General features: G+C 45.1%; 19 protein-coding genes. 12 read left to right on the forward strand and 7 right to left on the reverse strand.

Features of this window, described 5'->3' with window-relative positions:
• Positions 1 to 223: 223 nt before the first annotated feature.
• Positions 224 to 478 carry a hypothetical protein gene (locus tag JGK20_RS19905; protein ID WP_293177162.1) on the reverse strand — a complete coding sequence of 85 codons (255 nt, stop codon included), beginning with the start codon at positions 476 to 478 and terminating at the stop codon, positions 224 to 226.
• A gap of 27 nt (positions 479 to 505) precedes the next feature.
• A complete protein-coding gene (locus JGK20_RS19910) occupies positions 506 to 3466 on the reverse strand; it encodes a HEAT repeat domain-containing protein (protein ID WP_293231864.1) in 2961 nt (986 codons plus the stop codon).
• 523 nt (positions 3467 to 3989) lie between these two features.
• Between JGK20_RS19910 and gor the strand changes: the two genes are divergently transcribed.
• The 7 genes from gor (at position 3990) to JGK20_RS19945 (ending at position 10178) form a co-directional block, all read left to right on the forward strand.
• A complete protein-coding gene (gene gor / locus JGK20_RS19915) occupies positions 3990 to 5333 on the forward strand; it encodes a glutathione-disulfide reductase (RefSeq protein WP_293231866.1) in 1344 nt (447 codons plus the stop codon).
• 240 nt (positions 5334 to 5573) lie between these two features.
• Positions 5574 to 6182: a sigma-70 family RNA polymerase sigma factor gene (locus tag JGK20_RS19920; RefSeq protein ID WP_293231868.1), complete on the forward strand. Its 609-nt coding sequence runs from the start codon at positions 5574 to 5576 to the stop codon at positions 6180 to 6182.
• Complete coding sequence (locus JGK20_RS19925; protein ID WP_293177156.1) at positions 6179 to 6610, forward strand: hypothetical protein; 432 nt, start codon at positions 6179 to 6181, stop codon at positions 6608 to 6610. The genes JGK20_RS19920 and JGK20_RS19925 overlap by 4 nt, the downstream gene beginning before the upstream one ends.
• A gap of 48 nt (positions 6611 to 6658) precedes the next feature.
• The gene (locus JGK20_RS19930) at positions 6659 to 7123 is read left to right on the forward strand and encodes a Spy/CpxP family protein refolding chaperone (RefSeq protein WP_293177154.1); all 465 of its coding nucleotides are present in this window, start codon (positions 6659 to 6661) and stop codon (positions 7121 to 7123) included.
• A 116-nt stretch (positions 7124 to 7239) separates the two neighbouring features.
• Positions 7240 to 7929 carry a YqiA/YcfP family alpha/beta fold hydrolase gene (locus JGK20_RS19935; RefSeq protein WP_293177152.1) on the forward strand — a complete coding sequence of 230 codons (690 nt, stop codon included), beginning with the start codon at positions 7240 to 7242 and terminating at the stop codon, positions 7927 to 7929.
• A gap of 163 nt (positions 7930 to 8092) precedes the next feature.
• Positions 8093 to 8800 carry an ROK family protein gene (locus JGK20_RS19940; RefSeq protein WP_293177150.1) on the forward strand — a complete coding sequence of 236 codons (708 nt, stop codon included), beginning with the start codon at positions 8093 to 8095 and terminating at the stop codon, positions 8798 to 8800.
• 160 nt (positions 8801 to 8960) lie between these two features.
• Entirely contained in the window at positions 8961 to 10178 is a 1218-nt protein-coding gene (locus JGK20_RS19945) for a histidinol-phosphate transaminase (RefSeq protein WP_293231870.1), read from the forward strand.
• Positions 10179 to 10287: 109 nt separating this feature from the next.
• Here the strand turns inward: JGK20_RS19945 and JGK20_RS19950 are convergent, their stop codons facing one another.
• The gene (locus JGK20_RS19950; protein WP_293177146.1) at positions 10288 to 10725 is read right to left on the reverse strand and encodes a hypothetical protein; all 438 of its coding nucleotides are present in this window, start codon (positions 10723 to 10725) and stop codon (positions 10288 to 10290) included.
• 174 nt (positions 10726 to 10899) lie between these two features.
• On the opposite strand from JGK20_RS19950, the gene JGK20_RS19955 reads away from it, so the two are divergent.
• Complete coding sequence (locus JGK20_RS19955; RefSeq protein WP_293177144.1) at positions 10900 to 11325, forward strand: DUF2358 domain-containing protein; 426 nt, start codon at positions 10900 to 10902, stop codon at positions 11323 to 11325.
• Between the two features lie 17 nt (positions 11326 to 11342).
• Here the strand turns inward: JGK20_RS19955 and JGK20_RS19960 are convergent, their stop codons facing one another.
• On the reverse strand, positions 11343 to 11552 hold the full coding sequence (locus tag JGK20_RS19960; RefSeq protein WP_293177142.1) for a hypothetical protein: 210 nt from the start codon (positions 11550 to 11552) through the stop codon (positions 11343 to 11345).
• Between the two features lie 342 nt (positions 11553 to 11894).
• Positions 11895 to 13361: a glycoside hydrolase family 13 protein gene (locus tag JGK20_RS19965; RefSeq protein WP_293177140.1), complete on the reverse strand. Its 1467-nt coding sequence runs from the start codon at positions 13359 to 13361 to the stop codon at positions 11895 to 11897.
• Positions 13362 to 13860: 499 nt separating this feature from the next.
• Here JGK20_RS19965 and JGK20_RS19970 point away from each other — a divergent pair, with 499 nt between their 5' ends.
• From JGK20_RS19970 to JGK20_RS19985, 4 genes are all read left to right on the forward strand, one after another.
• Positions 13861 to 15150 carry a glucose-1-phosphate adenylyltransferase gene (locus JGK20_RS19970; protein ID WP_293177138.1) on the forward strand — a complete coding sequence of 430 codons (1290 nt, stop codon included), beginning with the start codon at positions 13861 to 13863 and terminating at the stop codon, positions 15148 to 15150.
• 798 nt (positions 15151 to 15948) lie between these two features.
• Positions 15949 to 16263 carry a hypothetical protein gene (locus tag JGK20_RS19975; protein ID WP_293177136.1) on the forward strand — a complete coding sequence of 105 codons (315 nt, stop codon included), beginning with the start codon at positions 15949 to 15951 and terminating at the stop codon, positions 16261 to 16263.
• A gap of 81 nt (positions 16264 to 16344) precedes the next feature.
• Positions 16345 to 17361, forward strand: coding sequence for a J domain-containing protein (locus JGK20_RS19980; RefSeq protein WP_293177134.1), 1017 nt, complete (start codon positions 16345 to 16347; stop codon positions 17359 to 17361).
• A 457-nt stretch (positions 17362 to 17818) separates the two neighbouring features.
• Positions 17819 to 18016, forward strand: a complete 198-nt coding sequence (locus tag JGK20_RS19985) for a hypothetical protein (protein ID WP_293177132.1) — start codon at positions 17819 to 17821, stop codon at positions 18014 to 18016.
• On the opposite strand, the gene JGK20_RS19990 is transcribed toward JGK20_RS19985, so the two are convergent.
• A complete protein-coding gene (locus JGK20_RS19990) occupies positions 17996 to 18268 on the reverse strand; it encodes a DUF1816 domain-containing protein (RefSeq protein ID WP_293231872.1) in 273 nt (90 codons plus the stop codon). The two genes, JGK20_RS19985 and JGK20_RS19990, sit on opposite strands and share 21 nt — an antisense overlap.
• Positions 18269 to 18877: 609 nt before the next feature.
• A complete protein-coding gene (locus JGK20_RS19995) occupies positions 18878 to 19168 on the reverse strand; it encodes a DUF1816 domain-containing protein (RefSeq protein ID WP_293177128.1) in 291 nt (96 codons plus the stop codon).
• Between the last annotated feature and the right edge of the window lie 112 nt (positions 19169 to 19280).

The following is a 19280-nucleotide window of genomic DNA, read 5'->3' on the forward strand; positions in this document are numbered from 1 at the left end:
TATCGAGAAGCTGGAGAAACAAATATGGCACAGGCACAACGGCTCGCTGGCTATGGTCTAGACGTTTTGAAGAAGCTGTTTAGAATGAAATAGCCCTGGGTCAACTTGACAGCCTGATGCTCTGTTTGTCTCTGCAATGAGGCAGTATTCGCAAATGCGATCGGCACGGAGAGCAACTAAACGCCTAAGTTCGACGCTAATGTAAGGACGAGGCATAAAAAACTTACTCTTTGACGACGTGTTTGTGAGCGACTGCTTTGATGAGAGTCAACAGATGTTCTATTACCAGAAAATTGTCTAATTCTGTTTTTTCATCGGTGCTCAAATCTTGGTTGTTGTGTGCGTAAATTAGGTCGGCGATATGCTCTTTTGCTTCTTCGGATAGTTGAAAGTTGACAATGCTTTCGGGAGTGGCACCAGCAGCAAAAAACTCAACTATTTCTGCATAAGCTTGGGGGATTTTAGTGGCTACGGTCATAACTTGTTTCTCCTTTTTTTGTTTATATCACAGCTTGTCTAGTTTTGCCAATTGTTTCTCGGCAAATTCGCGGACTTGTTCATATTGTTTGAGGAGAGGTAAGGTTTCTGGGTCATCTTTCCACCCCCGTGCTAATTCTTGGACTGCTGCATATCGCACCATGAAATTATCGTCAGATTGAGCGTGTTGTTTGATCCAAGGTAAGGTTTCCGGGTCATCTTTCCACCCCCGTGCTATTTCTTGGACTGCTGCACATCGCACATACGAATCATCGTCCGATCGAGCGCGTTGTTTGATCCAAGGTAAGGTTTCCGGGTCATCTTTCCACCCCCGTGCTATTTCTTGGACTGCTGCACATCGCACATCCGAATCATCGTCAGATTGAGCGCGTTGTTTGAGGATAGGTAAGGTTTCCGGGTCATCTTTCCACCCCCGTGCTAATTCTTGGACTGCTGCAAGTCGCACAGTAAAACTATCATCAGATTGAGCGCGTTGTTTGAGGATAGGTAAGGTTTCCGGGTCATCTTTCCACCCCCGTGCTAATTCTTGGACTGCTGTACCTCGCACAGTCAAACTATCACCAGATTGAGCCCATTGTTTGAGGATAGGTAAGGTTTCCGGGTCATTTTTCCACCCCCGTGCTATTTCTTGGACTGCTGCTTGTTGCAGATTCCAATTATAGTTAGAGTGAGTCCATTGTTTGAGGATAGGTAAGGTTTCCAGGTCATCTTTCCAAGTAAAAGCGATCGCACTTACTGCTTTACTGCGAATTTTACTAACTAAATCTGCCTTTTCTCCATAAAAATCATAATAGTAATTGAGGTCGTACTTCGTTAACTCTTTCAATCGCTCCAGCAATTGACTATCAACAGCAGCAATCACCTTTCTATCCCTCACCTCATCCAAACACTTCGCCGCCAAAAACAGATTTGTAAACTTTTGCGCTTCCCCATCTTGCTCAATCAAAAATTGAATCAATTCCCCTGTCAACTGTCCCGCAATCAATCCCGCAATCAAACACAAAACTTCCTGCCAAGATTCATCATCCCAGTGCGGGCCAAAAACTTCTGCTTTCAACTCATCCAGCGATAGTTCTAAAGCCTGAACCCTATTCACAACTTGCGATGCACAGAAATATTCCAAAAAAGTCCGGTGTATAAATCCGTAACTATCCGCACCCAAATAACATAAAATAAAGTTGCGAGTTCGCAGTTGATTAATGATTAACTTCGCCCGATTTCTCGGTTGGTCAAAATCTTTATTCTTCAGATATGCTGTCAGAATATCTTCCAAATCTCCCGCACTAATAATATTGCCAGCCAACCCTTCAGGTGCTGCTTGCATTTCCCAAGCAACTCGCCGCAGCATTTCTTGCTTGTCTTTAGCATCAATCGTTTTTGGATCGAGCCTGCTATCCTCTACTAAAGACCTTTCCACATCCCATTGATACAGCAATACCCGCGAAGCTTGATTGTAAAGTTCTGCCCTGTCTCTCGGCAATTCTTGACTGCGATTCAAAATTGCCATAATCGTTAACAATAACGGATTTCCGGCTAAATCTTGAATTGTTGATGAATACTCTAGCGCTCTTTTCATCCGATCGCAAATTCGCACTTTTTCCCTAGCATCAGCAAAAGTCAACTCATGCCAGCGGTGCACAAAATCCTGAATCTGTGCGGGATTCAAGTCTTGCAGGATAAAGTGATGAAACTGGGCATCTTGCAACCGTTGAGGCTTGTAACCAATAATCCGAGACGTGACAATCACTCGCACGCGCGGATACTCGTTGGTAAACCGATGAATCGCGGTAATTACATCTTCTCGTTTCCCCGAATCGAAAATTTCATCTAATCCGTCGAACATCACCACAGCGTCGCCGGCTTTAAGTTGTTCGTGCAATTGATGCTGATTCAAGTCACAAATAAAACCGGAATTTTTATGGCAAAATTCCAGGAAATTCTTGCAATGTTTTGATTCCACGTTGCGAATGTAAATCCGCAATTCTATTAGCAGCGGAATCGGGAGAGATGTTACGCTATTTAAAGGCGATCGCGCCCAGGTTAATGCTAAATATTGTAACAGAGTAGATTTGCCCGAACCCGGATCGCCTAAAATCACAATGTAGGGATAATTTGACTTGTCATTGATGACATCTACCACGGATACGATGGGCTGAGAAAAATAACCGCGTCGATATTTCTCTAAATTTTCAAGTGCGATCGCCTCTAGTCGATCGCTATCTTCCAACCGCCGTTGATGTTCCTTGGGAATTTCGTAAGCTTGGGGCAGAAATGACTCGTAAATTAAGCGCACATCTTGGAAAATAAAGATTTGCCAAACTTTCAGCTTTTCGCGATAATCGTAGGTATTGCTATCGACGCTGCTTAAATCCAGATTGCTGTAACGTTCGCACAAAGCCTCTTGATATTGCCTCAAATCAAAATCGGGGATTATCCCAGCAATTTGTTGAGTGTTTTTCTGAATGCTATCCAGATTTTGAGCATTCAAGATATCCCGCAAGTCTTTTGAGTCAAAGAGAATTTCTTGGACTTCGGCGAGATACTGATTGGCGATGGTTTGCCACTTAAATCTGGCGGGTAAAGCTGCTAAATCTAGTTGAGTCCAGGTTTGTTCGAGAAGTTCTGCATCTAGGGATTCGCGATCGCTCTCAAAGGCCTTACCCAAAATTTCCTTAACTGACTTGTTGCCGATAAACTTTTTAACATCTTTAATATACAGCTTAATCTGTTCTTGGGAAAGTCCGCTGATTTTCAACTGCTGTTGCACTAACTCCAAAAACTTTTTCAGCGCTTTACCCGCTGCGACTTGTCTGGGGTCTTTTTCGCCAAATAAGACGTTTTTTAGGGAATCTTTGAAAAAATCTTTTACTAAATCCTTCGCGCCGTCTACTGCCAACTCTTCTAAGATGGGTTTGACGAGAATGCCGACTCCTTGGGTTACTCCCCAGACCACAAGCCAATCAATCATAAAGCTAGCCCGACAAATAAATTGATTTCTATAATATAGCAATTCTAAATCATTTGTGAATTTCTTGCTCCCTCCCCTTAATAAGGGGAGGGTTGGGGTGGGGTAAAAAACTTGCGACTCATTTAGGATTGCTATAGCAGAGGGCGAAGCATTCCGGCTTCTAACTTATTGGTGAGAAGCAGATATTTATCGCCGGAATGCTTCGCCCCTACCAGGTATATTTTACCAAACTCAAATGCACGAGATCGAGACTTGAGCTACACCCAGCAATTCCCTCATCAGCGGCCGCCCAAAAATAGTTACATTTTTATATATTTTTTGTCAGTTGCTTGTGCTATACTCTAATAATCGAAGTGTGAGCAATTTAAAATTTAATGCACATATTTCCATTATTAAATGATATCATGTCAACTGCAAGAAGTAAAGCAATCTCTCCTCCAAAAAACGAAAATTTTTTTGAGATATCATTAAAAAAAGTAAAGCGCAAAATGGCTAAAATTAAGACAGGAAACTAGCGACAATTATGACATACGATTACGACTTGTTTGTGATAGGTGCAGGCTCTGGCGGATTGGCGAGTTCTAAGCGGGCGGCATCCTACGGGGCGAAGGTGGCGATCGCCGAAAATGACTTAGTAGGCGGCACCTGCGTAATTCGCGGCTGTGTCCCCAAAAAACTCATGGTGTACGCCTCTACATTTTCGCATCTCTACGAAGATGCGATCGGCTACGGTTGGAGCCCTGTAGAAACCAGCTTCAACTGGGAAAAACTCGTCACCACTGTAGATACAGAAGTGCGACGACTCAGCCAACTCCACATCAGCTTCCTCGAAAAAGCCGGAGTTGAATTAATCTCAGGATATGCCAAATTTATCGACCCCCACACTGTCGAAGTTGGTGACAAAAAATACACCGCTGCTAAAATCTTAATTGCTGTCGGCGGCGAAGCTCACAGAATCGATATTCCTGGCATCGAACACGCGATCACTTCCCGCGAAATCTTCTTGTTAAAAGAGCAGCCGAAACGGTTGGCAATTTTGGGCGGCGGCTACATCGGCGTTGAATTTGCTTGCATCATGAATGGCTTGGGAAGTGAAGTAACTCAAATCATCCGGCGCGATCGCATTTTGCACTACTTTGACGAAGAACTTCGCGCCAACGTCCAAGAAGGAATGGTTAAACACGGCATCAATTTCGTCACAGGAAGCTCGATCGAGTGGATAGAGAAAACTCCTGAAGGCTTAAAGTTACAATTGTGGGGAAAATCTCAAGAAACCTTGACAGTAGACGCAGTTTTGTGCGCTACCGGACGATCGCCCAATTTGGAAAAACTGGCTTTGGAGAATGCCGGAGTTGAAACCGAGAAAGGTGCGATCGCAGTTACCAAAGACAGCCGCACCAATCAACCGCACATTTTTGCTGTCGGAGATTGCACCAACCGGATTAATTTAACGCCAATTGCGATCGCCGAAGGACGCGCTTTTGCAGATACGGAATTTGGCAACAATCCGAGAGCAATTAGTTACGAAAATGTCGCATCAGCCGTATTTTCCCAGCCGGAAGCTGCTACAGTCGGCTTAACTGAAGAACAAGCCAAAGCTAAATTTCCCGACTCAATTAAGTGCTACACAGCCAAGTTTCGGCCGATGTTTCACGCTTTGACAGGTGCAGATGAAAAGACTTTTGTCAAGTTAGTTGTTGAAACTAATACTGACAAAGTTTTGGGCGTGCACATGGTTGGGAAAGACGCGGGCGAGATTATTCAAGGAATGGCGATCGCCGTTAATATGGGAGCTACCAAGAAAGATTTCGATTCGACGATCGGTATTCACCCCTCGACTGCTGAAGAGTTTGTGACTCTGCGATAAATAGGGTATTTCATAATTATGAAAAACGGGCAAGATGCCCGTTCCACAAGAGAGTTTATCTGTTGTGGCACAGGCATCTTGCCTGTTTTTTGTGGCACAGGCATCTTGCCTGTTAATTTTGTGGCACAGGCATCTTGCCTGTTACTGACCTTCTAAGCGGATTCATGCTCAAAATAATATTTTAAACAAATTGAACCTTTTTTGAACTTGTCCTGTCTAAACCCCTCAGATAACGAACAGGTGAGGGATACTTCACAGGTGTTAGGTGTGCCAGCCAATGTTTTAATCGATGATTGTTCCGACTCCGACTTAGTTGATAAATGCTTAAAGGGCGATCGCACTTGCTTTCGTCACCTTTACGGGCGCTACCAACACAAAGTCAGATCAACCCTTTACCAACTCTGCGGTTCATCACTTCTAGACGACTTAACCCAAGAAGTATTTCTGCGAGTCTGGAAAGGATTACCCAAACTCAAGCACCAGGAAAACTTTTCAACTTGGTTGTATCGCATCACTTGGAACGTGGCATCCGACCAAAGACAAGCATTTGCCAAACAGCATTCTTTTGACTCCCAGCTCAAAAATCAAGAAACAATGGATCGCGTTATTCCCAATAATAACACATCAGACTTGATGCAGTTGCACTATCAAGATTTAGTGCAGCGAGGACTGGAGCAATTGAGTTTTGAACACCGCAGTGTTTTGGTGCTGCACGACTTAGAAGATATCCCGCAAAAAGAAGTAGCCCAAATCCTGGGAATGCCAGCGGGAACTGTTAAATCTCGCGTGTTTTATGCCCGAAATGCCATGCGACAATTTTTGCAAAAACAGGGGGTAGACGAACTGTGAACGATGAAAATAGCGACAAAAGATTAGTGAATTTCTTGAAGCAAAATAGCCCAAAAGTTCCGGACGCTACCCCCGATCTTGAGCAAAGAGTTTTAGCAGCAATAGATAGGAATGACAGGGCGAGAGAGCTAAATGGTCTCGGCTATTTGCGATTTACAGAGTCTAGTAAAAGCTCAAAATTCCTCGGTTTTCCCAAGTGGGGTTTTCCGGCTGCAATCTTCGCTGGCCTGCTAGTTTTTGCTTCGGGCTATCGCGTCCTAGTTACCGCACAATTACAGGCGGATGAAGCGGCTCACTTGGAAGCATTTCTGGTCAATAATTGGGAGGGTGTATTGAACGATTCCCGCACGGCAACTATGAGCGATCGCCCACAAACAGATTTATTTGATTTCCCTGTTACTGCTGACACCGAACCGCCAACAAATTAACTAATCTTAAAGAGGTAATTTTTCATGTCAATGCGCCAATTTTCGGCTATGGCAGTTTTAATGTTAACCCTCGGTACTACAGCCGCTGCAACCGCCGCTCCCAGCCCCGCTCAACCGGAAACAATTGCCCAAAACCAGCGTCCCAATCGATCTGGTGGCAAAGAGAACGGGCTGTTTGACAAACTAAATTTAAGCGCCGATCAAAAGCAGAAAATGCAGGCTGTTCGCGATCGCTACAAAGACCAAGTTTCTCAGCGAATGCAAGCAATCCGCCAAGCCAGACAAGAATTGGAAACAATGATGTCGGGTACGACGGCAAATGTCGGCCAAATGCGCGACAAACACCGCCAAATCATGGGATTGAGGCAGCAGTTAGAAGAGGTACAATTTGAAAGTACATTAGCCATGCGAGAAGTGCTGACACCCGAACAGCGCAGCCAGTTCTCGCAAATGATGCAGCAGCGCAGGGAAGCTGCTAAAACCCGGAAACAAAACAGCCAAAAATCCCAATAATCTACACCGCTACCGACTGCACACCCTACTAAAAAATAAACTTGTCGGGTGTGCACTCGCCAGTTCGATAATTTAAGTTAAAATAATTAGTTGGTAAATCTCATCAAATTTTCTGGATGAATCTACAAAACGATTCTAGTTACATTTATTTACACGGATTTGCGTCAAGTCCAGATTCAACTAAGGCTAAATATTTCCGCGATCGCTTTTATTCCCTAGGAATTGACCTCAAAACTCCCGATCTCAATCACAAGGATTTTTCGCGCCTCACTCTCACGCGCCAATTAGACCAAATAGAAACAGAATTTCTGCAAGCCCAATCCTCCGAATCTGTAGAAAATGTAAAAAATTTAGGGGAAGTTACCATCATTGGGTCTAGTTTTGGCGGGCTGACAGCGGCTTGGCTGGCCCAGCGACAATTATCAATAAAACAAATAGTTTTGTTAGCACCGGCTTTTCAATTTCTCTCTCATTGGCTGCCACAGTTGGGACAGCAACAGTTAGAAAAGTGGCAGTCTGAGAAATATTTGCCAGTTTACCACTACGGCGAACAGCGCTATTTGCCGTTGAATTATGAATTTGTGACAGATATGGCTCAATACCCTGAAGAAAAATTAATGCGCTCAGTCCCGACGTTAATTCTGCACGGCAAGCATGATACGATCGTACCGATTCAAGCTAGCAGAAGTTTTTCAGAGCATCGTCCCTGGGTGAAATTAATCGAACTAGAGGACGATCATTCTTTGGGAAATGTCCTAGCGGAAATTTGGGAAGCAATGCAAAACTTTTGCAAATTCAAAAATTAAAATTTGACAATCCCCAAAAATGGATACAATCCTCCGACTTAAGTCGTGAAAAACAAAAATTTTAGACAACGTTTAAACTCCAAGATTCCTGTGTGGAGTAAATCTAAAATCTCAAGTCTAAAATCTCAAGTCTACTCACCAACTTGCAAGTTTCAAAAATCAAATGACTGAACAAGATAAATCGACTCGCACCTTAGCCGTTGACATTGGCGGAAGTGGCATCAAAGTTATGGTTTTGGACGCTGAAGGTGAACCCCAAACGGAACGCAGCCGTTTAGAAACGCCTCAACCGCCGAAGCCGGAACCGATACTGGAAACCATAGCCTCTTTGGCCAGCGGACAAGGCGAATTTGACCGAGTATCCGTCGGTTTTCCCGGCGTCGTGTCCCGCGGTATTATCAAAACCGCAGTCAATTTAGATCCATCTTGGATCGATTTTGACCTAGCAACTACTCTCAAAGATCGATTGGGAAAACCTGTGCGAGTGGCTAACGATGCTGACATTCAAGGATTGGGATCAATTGCTGGAACGGGAGTAGAATTAGTAATTACTCTCGGCACCGGTTTCGGTTCTGGTTTGTTTGTCGATGGTATCTTGGTACCCAATCTAGAATTAGGACATCACCCGTTTCGCAAAGGGGAAACTTACGAACAGCAATTAGGGCGAGCCGCCTTAGATACAGTCGGCCCCAAAAGATGGAACCGCCGTCTGGAAAGAGCCCTCGTCTTCCTGCAAAATCTCTTTAATTGCGATCGCCTTTACATCGGCGGCGGCAATACCAAAAAAATTGCTTTTGATTTACCGCCACAAGTTAAAATAGTACCGAATGTCAGCGGTTTGTTGGGCGGAATTGCTTTGTGGCGCGATTAAAATAGTCATTAGTCATTGGTCATTAGTCATTAGCTTATTAGTTATTGATGACAATCAAGGATTTATACGCTAGACATCATAAACTAATGACTAATTATCCTAATAGTGACCAACCAAATCGTAATTATAAAATCTACAATCTCAGACCAAAAATCATACCATGCTTCCCTTTATCCGCAAAGACTTAGCCGAACTTACCGCATACACTCCCCATCCGGGCGGCGCTTCAGGAGAATCAGCGCACTCGGAAATTGTACTCGATCGCCTAGACACCAACGAATGCCCTTATGATTTGCCAGAGGAATTAAAACAAAAGCTAGCTTGGACTTACCAGCAGTTAATTGAGACAAATCGCTATCCCGACGGAGGCCACGCAGCACTCAAAGAAGCGATCGCCCAATACGTCAACGAAGGGTTAAATATCCCCCCCCTTGTTAAGGGGGATCTCCTAAACGTCCCCCCCCTTAACAAGGGGGGGCTAGGGGGGGTTCCAGAGCCAAAAACAGCTATTACAGCCGACAATATTTCAGTCGGCAACGGTTCCGACGAACTAATTCGATCGCTCTTAATCGCTACTTGCTTGGGCGGCGCAGGCTCAATTTTCGTCGCCAATCCCACCTTTTCCATGTACGGAATTACCGCCACCACCCTGGGGATTCCCGTTGTCAGTGCCCGGCGCCGAGAAGATAACTTTGCGATCGACATCAATGCAGCTAAAAGGGCGATAGACCAAAATCAAAATCCCCCCGTCCGCATCGTCTTTGTCGTCCATCCCAACTCCCCCACAGCCAATGCTTTAACAATCAATGAAATAGAATGGCTGTCAAGTTTGCCCGAAAATATCTTAGTAGTAATTGACGAAGCCTATTTTGAATTCAGCCAAAATACCTTAGCCGAAAGATTGCACCAACATCCGAATTGGATAATTTTGCGAACATTTTCCAAAGCATTTCGCCTAGCGTCAATGAGAGTCGGATATGCGATCGCCCATCCCGAACTCACAGCCACCTTAGAAAAAATCCGCCTCCCCTACAACCTTCCCAGTTTCTCGCAAACAGCAGCAGAGTTTGCCCTCGCCCAGCGGCAGTTATTGCTAGCAGTAATTCCTGAAACTATCTCAGAAAGAGCCAAATTAATTGCAGCGCTAACTCAGCATCAAAAACTGCAAGTTTGGCCGAGTGCAGCTAACTTCCTTTACCTGCGGGTGAAAGCTGCTGAGGGCGAATCGGCAGAACAAAAACACCAACAAATCATGCAGCAGCTAAAAGCTCAAGGTACTTTAATTCGCCACACAGGCGGAGGTTTGCGAATTACCGTGGGTACTCCCGACGAAAATGTGCGAACTTGCGATCGCCTCGCTGCGATTTTGACTTATTAACAAATTGGTTCGATCGTTCGGACTTCAGTCCTCAGGAAACGAGAGAGGACTGAAGTCCGAACGATCGAACTTATCGGGATTATTTTGCCGGACAGGATATATGTAATTTTTAATTATCAATCTGTCGCGCCGCGCGAATGGTTTGGGGAAATACGCCTACTAAAAGTGCCAAAGCTCGATCGGGAATTTGTGCCACCGTTTCCAAATCAAAATATTGTTCAAACTGAGTTAAAATCATTTGTGCGCGTTCCGCAGCTACAGACTTTGCCGTTAACTGTTCCGTTAACCGCACCCAATGCCGCCTAATTCCGAAAGCTTTCTGTCTTTCTGCGGGAGATAGAGGGCAAACAAAACAAAAATCCCCCACAGGAATCGCCTGCTGCGAGTCAGCATCAAAAGCACCTCCAACGGCAGCACCAGGCCCGGCAAACTCCGCATGGAAGCCTTTAATCAAAATTAGACCGTTTCGGCGACGGCTATCTACCATCAACAGCTTGCCGCCGTTGATTTCTGCGAGAATGTCAGATGAGTGGGGGTGTTCAGTCAAATCTGTGCCAAGGTTTCGATGTCACAAGTCCCGATCGGCCCAAAGGCGGGATCGGACAATATAATTAGATTTATCAAGTTTTGGATGCTCTTGTTGTCGATCGAGATTATCCATTTGAACTTACAGATAATACTGTCACAAGGTGGTAGCTCCAGCGCTCTCAAATAATATCAAATGCAAGCCAAACAAATAGTAGATATCCTCAAAGCAGATCTCCCGACGCTTTTTGAGAAAGACATTTCCTACGACATCTACACAAAAGATGTTTTTTTTCAAGACCCTGTTAACAAATTTAAAGGAAAAATCAACTATCGCATTATCTTTTGGACTCTGCGATTTCACGGGCAGCTATTTTTCACCGAGATTTACTTCGACCTGCACGACGTAAGTCAGACAGCCCCTGATACTATTGTGGCAACTTGGACTGTTCGCGGGATACTGCGCGTACCCTGGAAAGCTCGGATCTTCTTCAACGGCTATTCTACATACAAGCTGGATCCAGAGGGCTTAATTTACCAACATATCGATACCTGGGACAGAGATCCCGGAGAGATTCTCCAGCAGTTTTTGGGCAAAGGCGAGGATGTCACCCCAAGATAAGCCAAAAAGGTCGATCGCTACGCCTCTAATTGCCAATTCACTCTCTCAATAGCGGAAAACGCATACATATAGCCATCATTGCGGTGTATTGCCCTACAGTATTTGTAACGAACTGGACTGACTTTTCCTGTGGCACACATCATTTCAAAAACTCCACTCGCTCTGACAATCAGCCTGCCTCTATGAGTACCCGCAAATTTTCCTGCGGGCAAAGTTGCTTGTACCATGTCCCCAGTTTTAAAACCAAAAAATTCCTTGCACCGTGGTAACTGTTCAGAGGGGTAACGAGATCGTGCGGATTCCAGCCATTTCAACCAGGTAGTTTAGACCTATTTCTTCAATTTTTCAGGTCTGATGGCACCTCAAACCCATCAACTTCGTACCCCCTCCTGAACAGCTACCATTTTTGCTTGTGGAACGGGCATCTTGCCCGTTCCAAAATTTGATTAAAATGACTTTTGCAAGAGGTATAATGGGGACTAAAGTCCTCTGATTGCGGACTAAAGTCCTCACTACAAACCTATCTTAACAAAGCAATCCGCGCCTTGCACCTTAGCGGACATTTTAAACTAATTATCCGAACCTAAAATCAAGCCCGATCGCGCCGGCAGCATCAATTCTAACTGCCGAGTTTCCCCTTCACCTTTCCAAACAAACTCACCTTTACCAAACAGCAATTTCTCGTGAGGAGATTTCAAAGTAGCTGCTTCAAAACTAACATTTGCCTCTTCAGTCGCTACATTGACAGCAACAACTATTTCCTCATCCCCCAAAATTCGGGCAAAAACGTAAACCGTTCCCTCAGCAAATATAATTTGGTAGTCTCCGGTGCGGAGGGCAGCGTATTTGTGCCGCAAAGCTATCAACTGCTTGTGGTAATCTAAAACCTCAAGTTCCCAGTGAGCTTCTAAGGGAAAACCGCGGCGAGAATCGGGATCGAGGGCACCCGGTAAACCAACTTCATCGCCGTAGTAAATGCTGGGAGCTCCAGGAAAAGTTAACAGCAGCAAATTAGCTAGTTCTACGCTAGCTTTATCGCCTCCAGCAATTGAGATCAACCGGGCTGTATCGTGACTCGCCAACAAATTAAGTTGAGTTAGCTGTATCGGCCACGGGTACAGTTCCAAAACGTGCTGGATTTTGTCGCCGTACTCTTGAGCAAACAGCGGCGGATATGGATGGTAAGAACGACCTTCAATTTGAGCTAAATCTACTCGGTCGCCCGCTGCAAAAGCAATAGTCGGCGCCGCAAACAGATAATTCATCACTCCGTCAAATTGACTGCCGTCTAGCCATTCTCTCGCATCTTCCCAAACTTCGCCGACAATGTAAGCTTCGGGATTAATTGCTTTGACTCGCTCTCGAAATTCTTGCCAAAATCCGGGAGTTTTAATTTCAAAAGGAACATCTAGCCGCCAGCCATCAATGCCGAATTTAATCCAGTATTCGGCAATTTCCATGATGTATTCTCGCACTTCTGGATTGTCGTGATTGAATTCCGGCAAGGCTCGATTGCCATCCCAACCTGCGTAATTAGCAGGAAAATTACCGTCGTAGGCAGATAGCGGCCAGCCTTCTATTTTAAACCAATCTACCCAAGGAGAATGGGGGCCGTTTTCGAGGATATCGTGAAAGAAGAAAAAGCCGCGGCTGGCGTGGTTGAATACGCCGTCGAGGACGATTTTGATGTTGCGAGCGTGGGCAGCGTCTAGAAGCTCTTTAAACGCTGGATTGCCACCCAACATCGGATCGACTTGATAGTAGTCGTGGGTGTGGTAGCGGTGATTGCAGGCCGACTGAAATATCGGGGTGAAATAAATTGCGTTAATGCCTAAGTCTTGCAGGTAGTCTAGCTGTTCCATCACGCCCCACAAGTCGCCGCCTTTGTAGCCTTGGAGGGTGGGGATTTCGTGCCATTCTTCCCAGATGAAGTTTTGCAGCAGGCGTTTGCGCGGCTGTTTGCTTTTAGCGAAGCGATCGGGGAATATTTGGTAGAATACCGCGTGTTTAACCCAGTCCGGCGTTTGGATTTGCATACAATTTTCCTGTCTTTTACGGCTTAGGCTACATTAGCAGATGTTTCTAGGAGATCTAGCTTTTGGTAGAGAATAGACGCTCGATCGAGTTTTGTCGATCGACCGATCGCAAAATATCACACAAATTTGCAGTCTATCTCACAAAATTGACAACTGATTCTAGCCCTAACCTGATTCTTTCATTAAACAGCCCTTATTTATTGATAGGTATTTCAACTCAAAACTGCCAACTTTTTTAAATATCCATGATTGATCGATGAGTATTTTAACTCACAACTCAAAACTCATAACACCAGTCCCGGACGCACTCCAACTCTCATAAACCTGGTTTTTTAAGTTTTGTTGAGGGTTTGAACGAAGTATTTGGATTAAACAACCCGGTTTCAGCGCCAGCGACTGAACTCCTAACTCAAAACTTCCTCGCTCCCCCCCTTGTCAAGAAGCCCTCACCATCCGACACTGGACTTGGAGAGTTCATAGATCCTAGGGAGAAAGTTCCTTGAAAAAAGTCTTAGCCATCATCCTCGGTGGCGGTGTCGGCACCCGCCTTTACCCCCTAACCAAACTGCGAGCCAAACCCGCAGTTCCCCTCGCAGGTAAATATCGCCTCATCGATATTCCTGTGAGCAACTGCATCAACTCGCAAATAGTCAAAATTTACGTCCTCACCCAATTCAACTCGGCATCCCTCAACCGGCACATCTCTCGCACTTACCAGTTTTCTGGCTTCACCGAGGGATTTGTCGAGGTACTCGCCGCCCAGCAAACTCAGGAAAACCCCAACTGGTTTCAAGGGACAGCGGATGCAGTTCGCCAATATCTTTCGCTGCTAGAACAGTGGGACGTTGACGAATACTTGATTCTGTCAGGCGACCACCTCTACCGCATGGACTACCAAAAGTTTGTGGATAGACACCGCGAAACCAATGCCGATATCACCCTCTCCGTTTTGCCGATGGACGAGAAGCGGGCCTCAGATTTTGGTTTGATGAAAATCGACGACAACGGCCGCATTATTTCTTTCAGCGAAAAGCCAAAAGGCGATGCGCTCAAACAAATGCAGGTGGATACTACTAAACTGGGACTGACAGCGCAGCAGGCTCAGGAAAGTCCTTACATTGCTTCGATGGGGATTTACGTCTTCAAAAAAGAAGTTCTGATTAAACTCCTGAAAGAATCTCCCAACCAAACTGATTTTGGTAAAGAGATTATTCCGAATTCTTCAAAAGACCACAACGTTCAAGCTTATTTGTTTGACGATTATTGGGAAGATATCGGAACGATTGAGGCTTTTTATGATGCTAACTTGGCGCTGACAAAACAGCCTAAGCCTCCTTTCAGTTTCTACGATGAAAATGCGCCGATTTATACTCGCCCGCGTTTCTTGCCGCCGACTAAGCTTTTAGATACTCACGTGACGGAATCAATTATTGCTGAAGGCTGCATTCTCAAACAGTGCCGCATTGACCATTCTGTGTTGGGAGTTCGAGCGCGCATTGAAGCTGGATGTACGATTCAAGATAGCCTGCTTATGGGTGCTGACTTCTACGAACCCGACGCGGAACGGCATTCGAGTTTAGACCACGGTGGCGTCGCCCTCGGTATCGGTGCAGATACTACAATTCGTCGCGCGATTGTGGACAAAAATGCCCGCATCGGCCGGAACGTTCAAATCATTAATAAAGACCGAGTGGAAGAAGCCAACCGCGAGAGCCAAGGTTTTTACATCCGCAGCGGCATTGTCGTAGTTCTGAAAAACGCCACGATTCCTGATGGAACTATCATTTAGTTATTAGTCATTAGTCATTAGTCGTCAGTCATTAGTTTTTTAAGTTAAAATCTGTTATCTGCCAGCCAGTGACTGATGATAAATAAATAAATTAGTGACAGATAACCAATGACCGATGACTGATGACTGATGAAGAAAATATTTTTTTTACTTCATTATTAATTGCAACTGTTGGTGCAAGGCTGTCGAAATATTTGGCTTCATTCAAACTCAGGCGCATTAATAAGGAACAGTCTCTGTTACGGTCTGCGGTGATACGCGTATGTTCGATCGCCTGCGTCTGGCGGATTGCTTCTGATTCTTGTATTTGCGATCGTAGCACGACTGACAAATGCGCTGCCCGTTTCTTAGCATCACACAACTTTCGGAACTATCTTTCCAATCGTCGCAGCAGCCGCAAGGCCAACTTAGCAAATAATTCATGATGTTATCACCCTCGTAACGTTAACAAGTTATTGAGCTACCATTTTATCTTAATTTTTTTCAAAGTGTGTGTTCTAGTTAACAGACAGCAGATAGATTCTGGTATATTTTGTGACTTAAAGCTATAGATGTGCTGTTAAAATAAAAAAGTATAGCACCAGTAGGGTAAGAAAAAAATATACAGAAGGGTTGTTGAATTAATGTACGCTTTATGGTAAAATATTCTCAAAATTAAGGCGGCAGATTGAACGGGAGTTGCTGATGAGAACCTGCTAGGATTTGCATTGAGCGAAAAGCTAAAGAAAGAAAAGTTCGTAGGCGTAAGCCGGGGCGTAGCCATCGCACGGCGCACCGTAAAAAAAAGATCGATCGTCAGTGGCAGTCAACCCAACGGGCGATCGCGCCCACAACCGCAGCAGCTTTCCCGGGTTCGCCTCAGCTATCGCAGCCACACCAAAATCGCGAAGACGTAGCACTCCTCAAAATCTCCAACAGCAGCGGGGTGCGGAAATTGCGATGTCCCGCAAGCAACAACCGAACTCGATCGAGTCCAAAACTTTGATAACCTATAATTTGAAGAAGGAAGAAGGAAGAAGGAAGAAGGAAGAAGGAAGAAGGAAGAAGGAAGAGGTGCAACGCGAGAACGTCCTCACCGTCAGGCGTGGTTGCTATAACTCGCCATCCTGCTAATTTGGGATTTATTCTTTCTAACAACTAACAACTAACAACTAACAACTAACAACTAATAACTAATAAAGAGAGGATTACTTAATGGCTGCAACAGATTTTAAAGACTATTACGCTATTTTGGGACTCAACAAAACCGCCAGCGCTGATGAAATAAAAAAAACTTTTCGCAAACTAGCCCGGAAATATCACCCGGATATGAATCCGGGGAACAAAGAAGCCGAAGCTCGTTTTAAAGAAGTAAACGAAGCTTACGAAGTGCTTTCAGATCCAGAAAAACGCAAAAAATACGACCAATACGGCCAATACTGGAAGCAAGCGGCGGCAACTCCCAGCGGATGGCCGGGCGGGGGCGCTACGAATGTAGACTTTGGTGGCGTTGACTTCAGCCAGTACGGCAGTTTTGACGAATTTATTAATGCCTTGCTGGGGCGCGCAGCTAGCAGTGGAGGTAGTAGTAGCAGCCGCAGCAGCAAGTGGAATTACAGCAGCCAGCGCACCGGCACCGGCGGGCCTACTGGTTTTGGCGGATTTGAAGATTTCGCTGGCTACGAGAACCGCAGCGCCGGAGGTACTCGCGACACTGAGGTGACAATTTCGCTGACTCTGGGGGAAGCATTTCGGGGAACTTCCAAGCGAGTTGCTACTGGTGAGGTTTCGATTCCTGCGGGAGTGAAAACCGGCAGCAAAATTCGAGTGAAAGGCAAAGGTCAAATTGACCCGTACACGAAGCAGCAGGGAGATTTGTACCTGAAGTTAGAAGTTTTACCTCACGCTTTCTTTCAGTTTGAGGGAGAGAATTTGATCTGCGAAGTGCCGATAACTCCCGATGAAGCGGTTTTGGGAGCTTCTATTGAACTGCCGGCGCCTGAAGGTATGATAACTGTAAAATTTCCGGCGGGAATGCGATCCGGTCAGTCTTTGCGGTTGCGGGGGAAGGGATGGCCGAAACCGAAGAAAGACGAACGCACGGATTTGTTGGTCAAAGTTGCGATCGTCCCACCGAAAGAACTAACCGCTGTAGAACGCGAATGCTACGAAAAAATCAAGGCTAATCGCACTTTTAATCCCCGCAGCACTTTAAACCAGATGGGGCTTTAATCTTCAATATCAAAAGCAACTACTGGTGCGATCGGCTAATACCGTTTAGAAAAAAGGTTGCTACAAAAAAATGTTGGGTTTGTTTAGTTCACCCAATCGGTAAGGTGCGTCGCTATTAGATTGTAGGTGAAATGCCAGAGATTTAAGAATGGCGGCGCACTCTACGAATTGACTCGTGACACCTAGCTTACACCTAACTTTATATTATACCTTTAAAAAAAGCTGGCGACAAGAAAATTGTTGGGCGGAATGAACGTCCGGGCTGTTTAGTCCACCCAATGTGTAAGGATCGGGAATTAAATAATTTACACCTATTTGTGGGATGGGCGTCCCGCCCGTCCAGATAGGACGGGCGGGACGCCCATCCCACAAGAACAATAAAAATTGTAAGTTATTTAATTCTCATTCCTAAGGTGGGTTGCTATTAGATTGTAGTTGAAATGCCAGAGATTGAAGAATGGAGCCACACCCGCTCACTTACCAGAAAGAATTGGTTGAAAACCCGCCCGCCTTTGAGGCAGAAATTAAAATCAGACTATTCATTACTCCAATCCTCCGACTTCTAGGTAAAGATCGCTCTCTGGGAGTCAACTATCAACTGTTGAAGGCATTGCATGATTTTGAAAAAATGGCATTACTCATCAGTAGCTCTTAGCTGACTTGGTTGGCGACCTTGCTTGATGTTAATGCTAATTTTTTTAGCTCCTTTCTTCTCCAAGTCTTTGATGTAGCCGTTGGTATTATTAGAAGCTTCATCCTTGCTTTCGTAAGGACCAAAGTAATAGGTGCGTTTGGGTGAATCTGTGTCAACTTCTACCCACCACTCGCGACCTCTACTGCCGCCAATCGGTTGAGTGAGTATCCAGAAAGCAGCGACGTACATACCGAATATATAAAGTCCAAACATAGTAGGTGTCCCCGCAGTCAAGTAGTTTTTACTGTCCTTAAGTTAGCAGGACAAATAGCTCGATCGACTCGTCCTCAGTGCTGATTTAACGGTCGTAATTGTTGAGAGTCAATGCTGGCTAACATCAGCATTTTGGTGGAGAAGAGGCTGAGTTTTAATGACATCTACCAAAAAATCCGCAAAGCAAGAACTAGAATCAAACGATGCTTAATTTTATTGTTGAGGCTTGAGTTATACCAACCACGCCCGACGATGAGGAAGTTTTTAATTGCTGAAATCGTTGCGGAAGATTTCGCCTTGCTTCTTCCGATTTCTATTTCTCTTTTTAGATAATTGAAAAGTCACACAGAACGGATATCTGTACAGTTTTGTTGGTAGCGCGGACTTCAGTCCGCACTACAAACCGTTTTTGTTCGTAGCGCGGACTTCAGTCCGCTCTTTGGCTGCGGACTGAAGTCCGCACTACGAACCTTTTTTGTTATGGTATCGACATATGATATGACGAACTATTGACGCGGAAAAACCGAGATGTTTAACTGATACTTCTCACGATAGAGAGAGTATTTCAGTCAAAAAACCCGGTTTCGGCAGTCTGAACTATCAAAATTATTAAGCAGCAATACCCTCTGAGAATTCACTTTCGCAGATGGTGAGATCGGAAGGATGACACCGTTTGATGCGGATGCTAAGTCTTTTGGCTCCCTCGCTTTCCAAGTCTTCGATGTAGCCTGGAGTGTGGCTGGAGGCTTCTTTGTCGGTGTCGAAGGGGCCAAAATAGTAGGTACAGTAGGGAAAATCTGTGATGATTTCTACCCACCATTTATCCGGGCTGCGGCGGCTGGGCCCGGCAAACACGGACAAGACTGCGAGGTAGAGACCAAATAAATAAAATCCAAGCATTTTTCCTCTTTATGGGTTTGAAACTGTAACTTAATTTATGGACAAAGCTACCCATCCTTGACTATTTGGGTAGCTTTGTCCGCAACTCGGGCGATCGCACGAGACTATTTGC

Origin of the sequence: Microcoleus sp. PH2017_05_CCC_O_A (assembly GCF_020738785.1) — a bacterium.
GTDB lineage: Bacteria > Cyanobacteriota > Cyanobacteriia > Cyanobacteriales > Microcoleaceae > Microcoleus.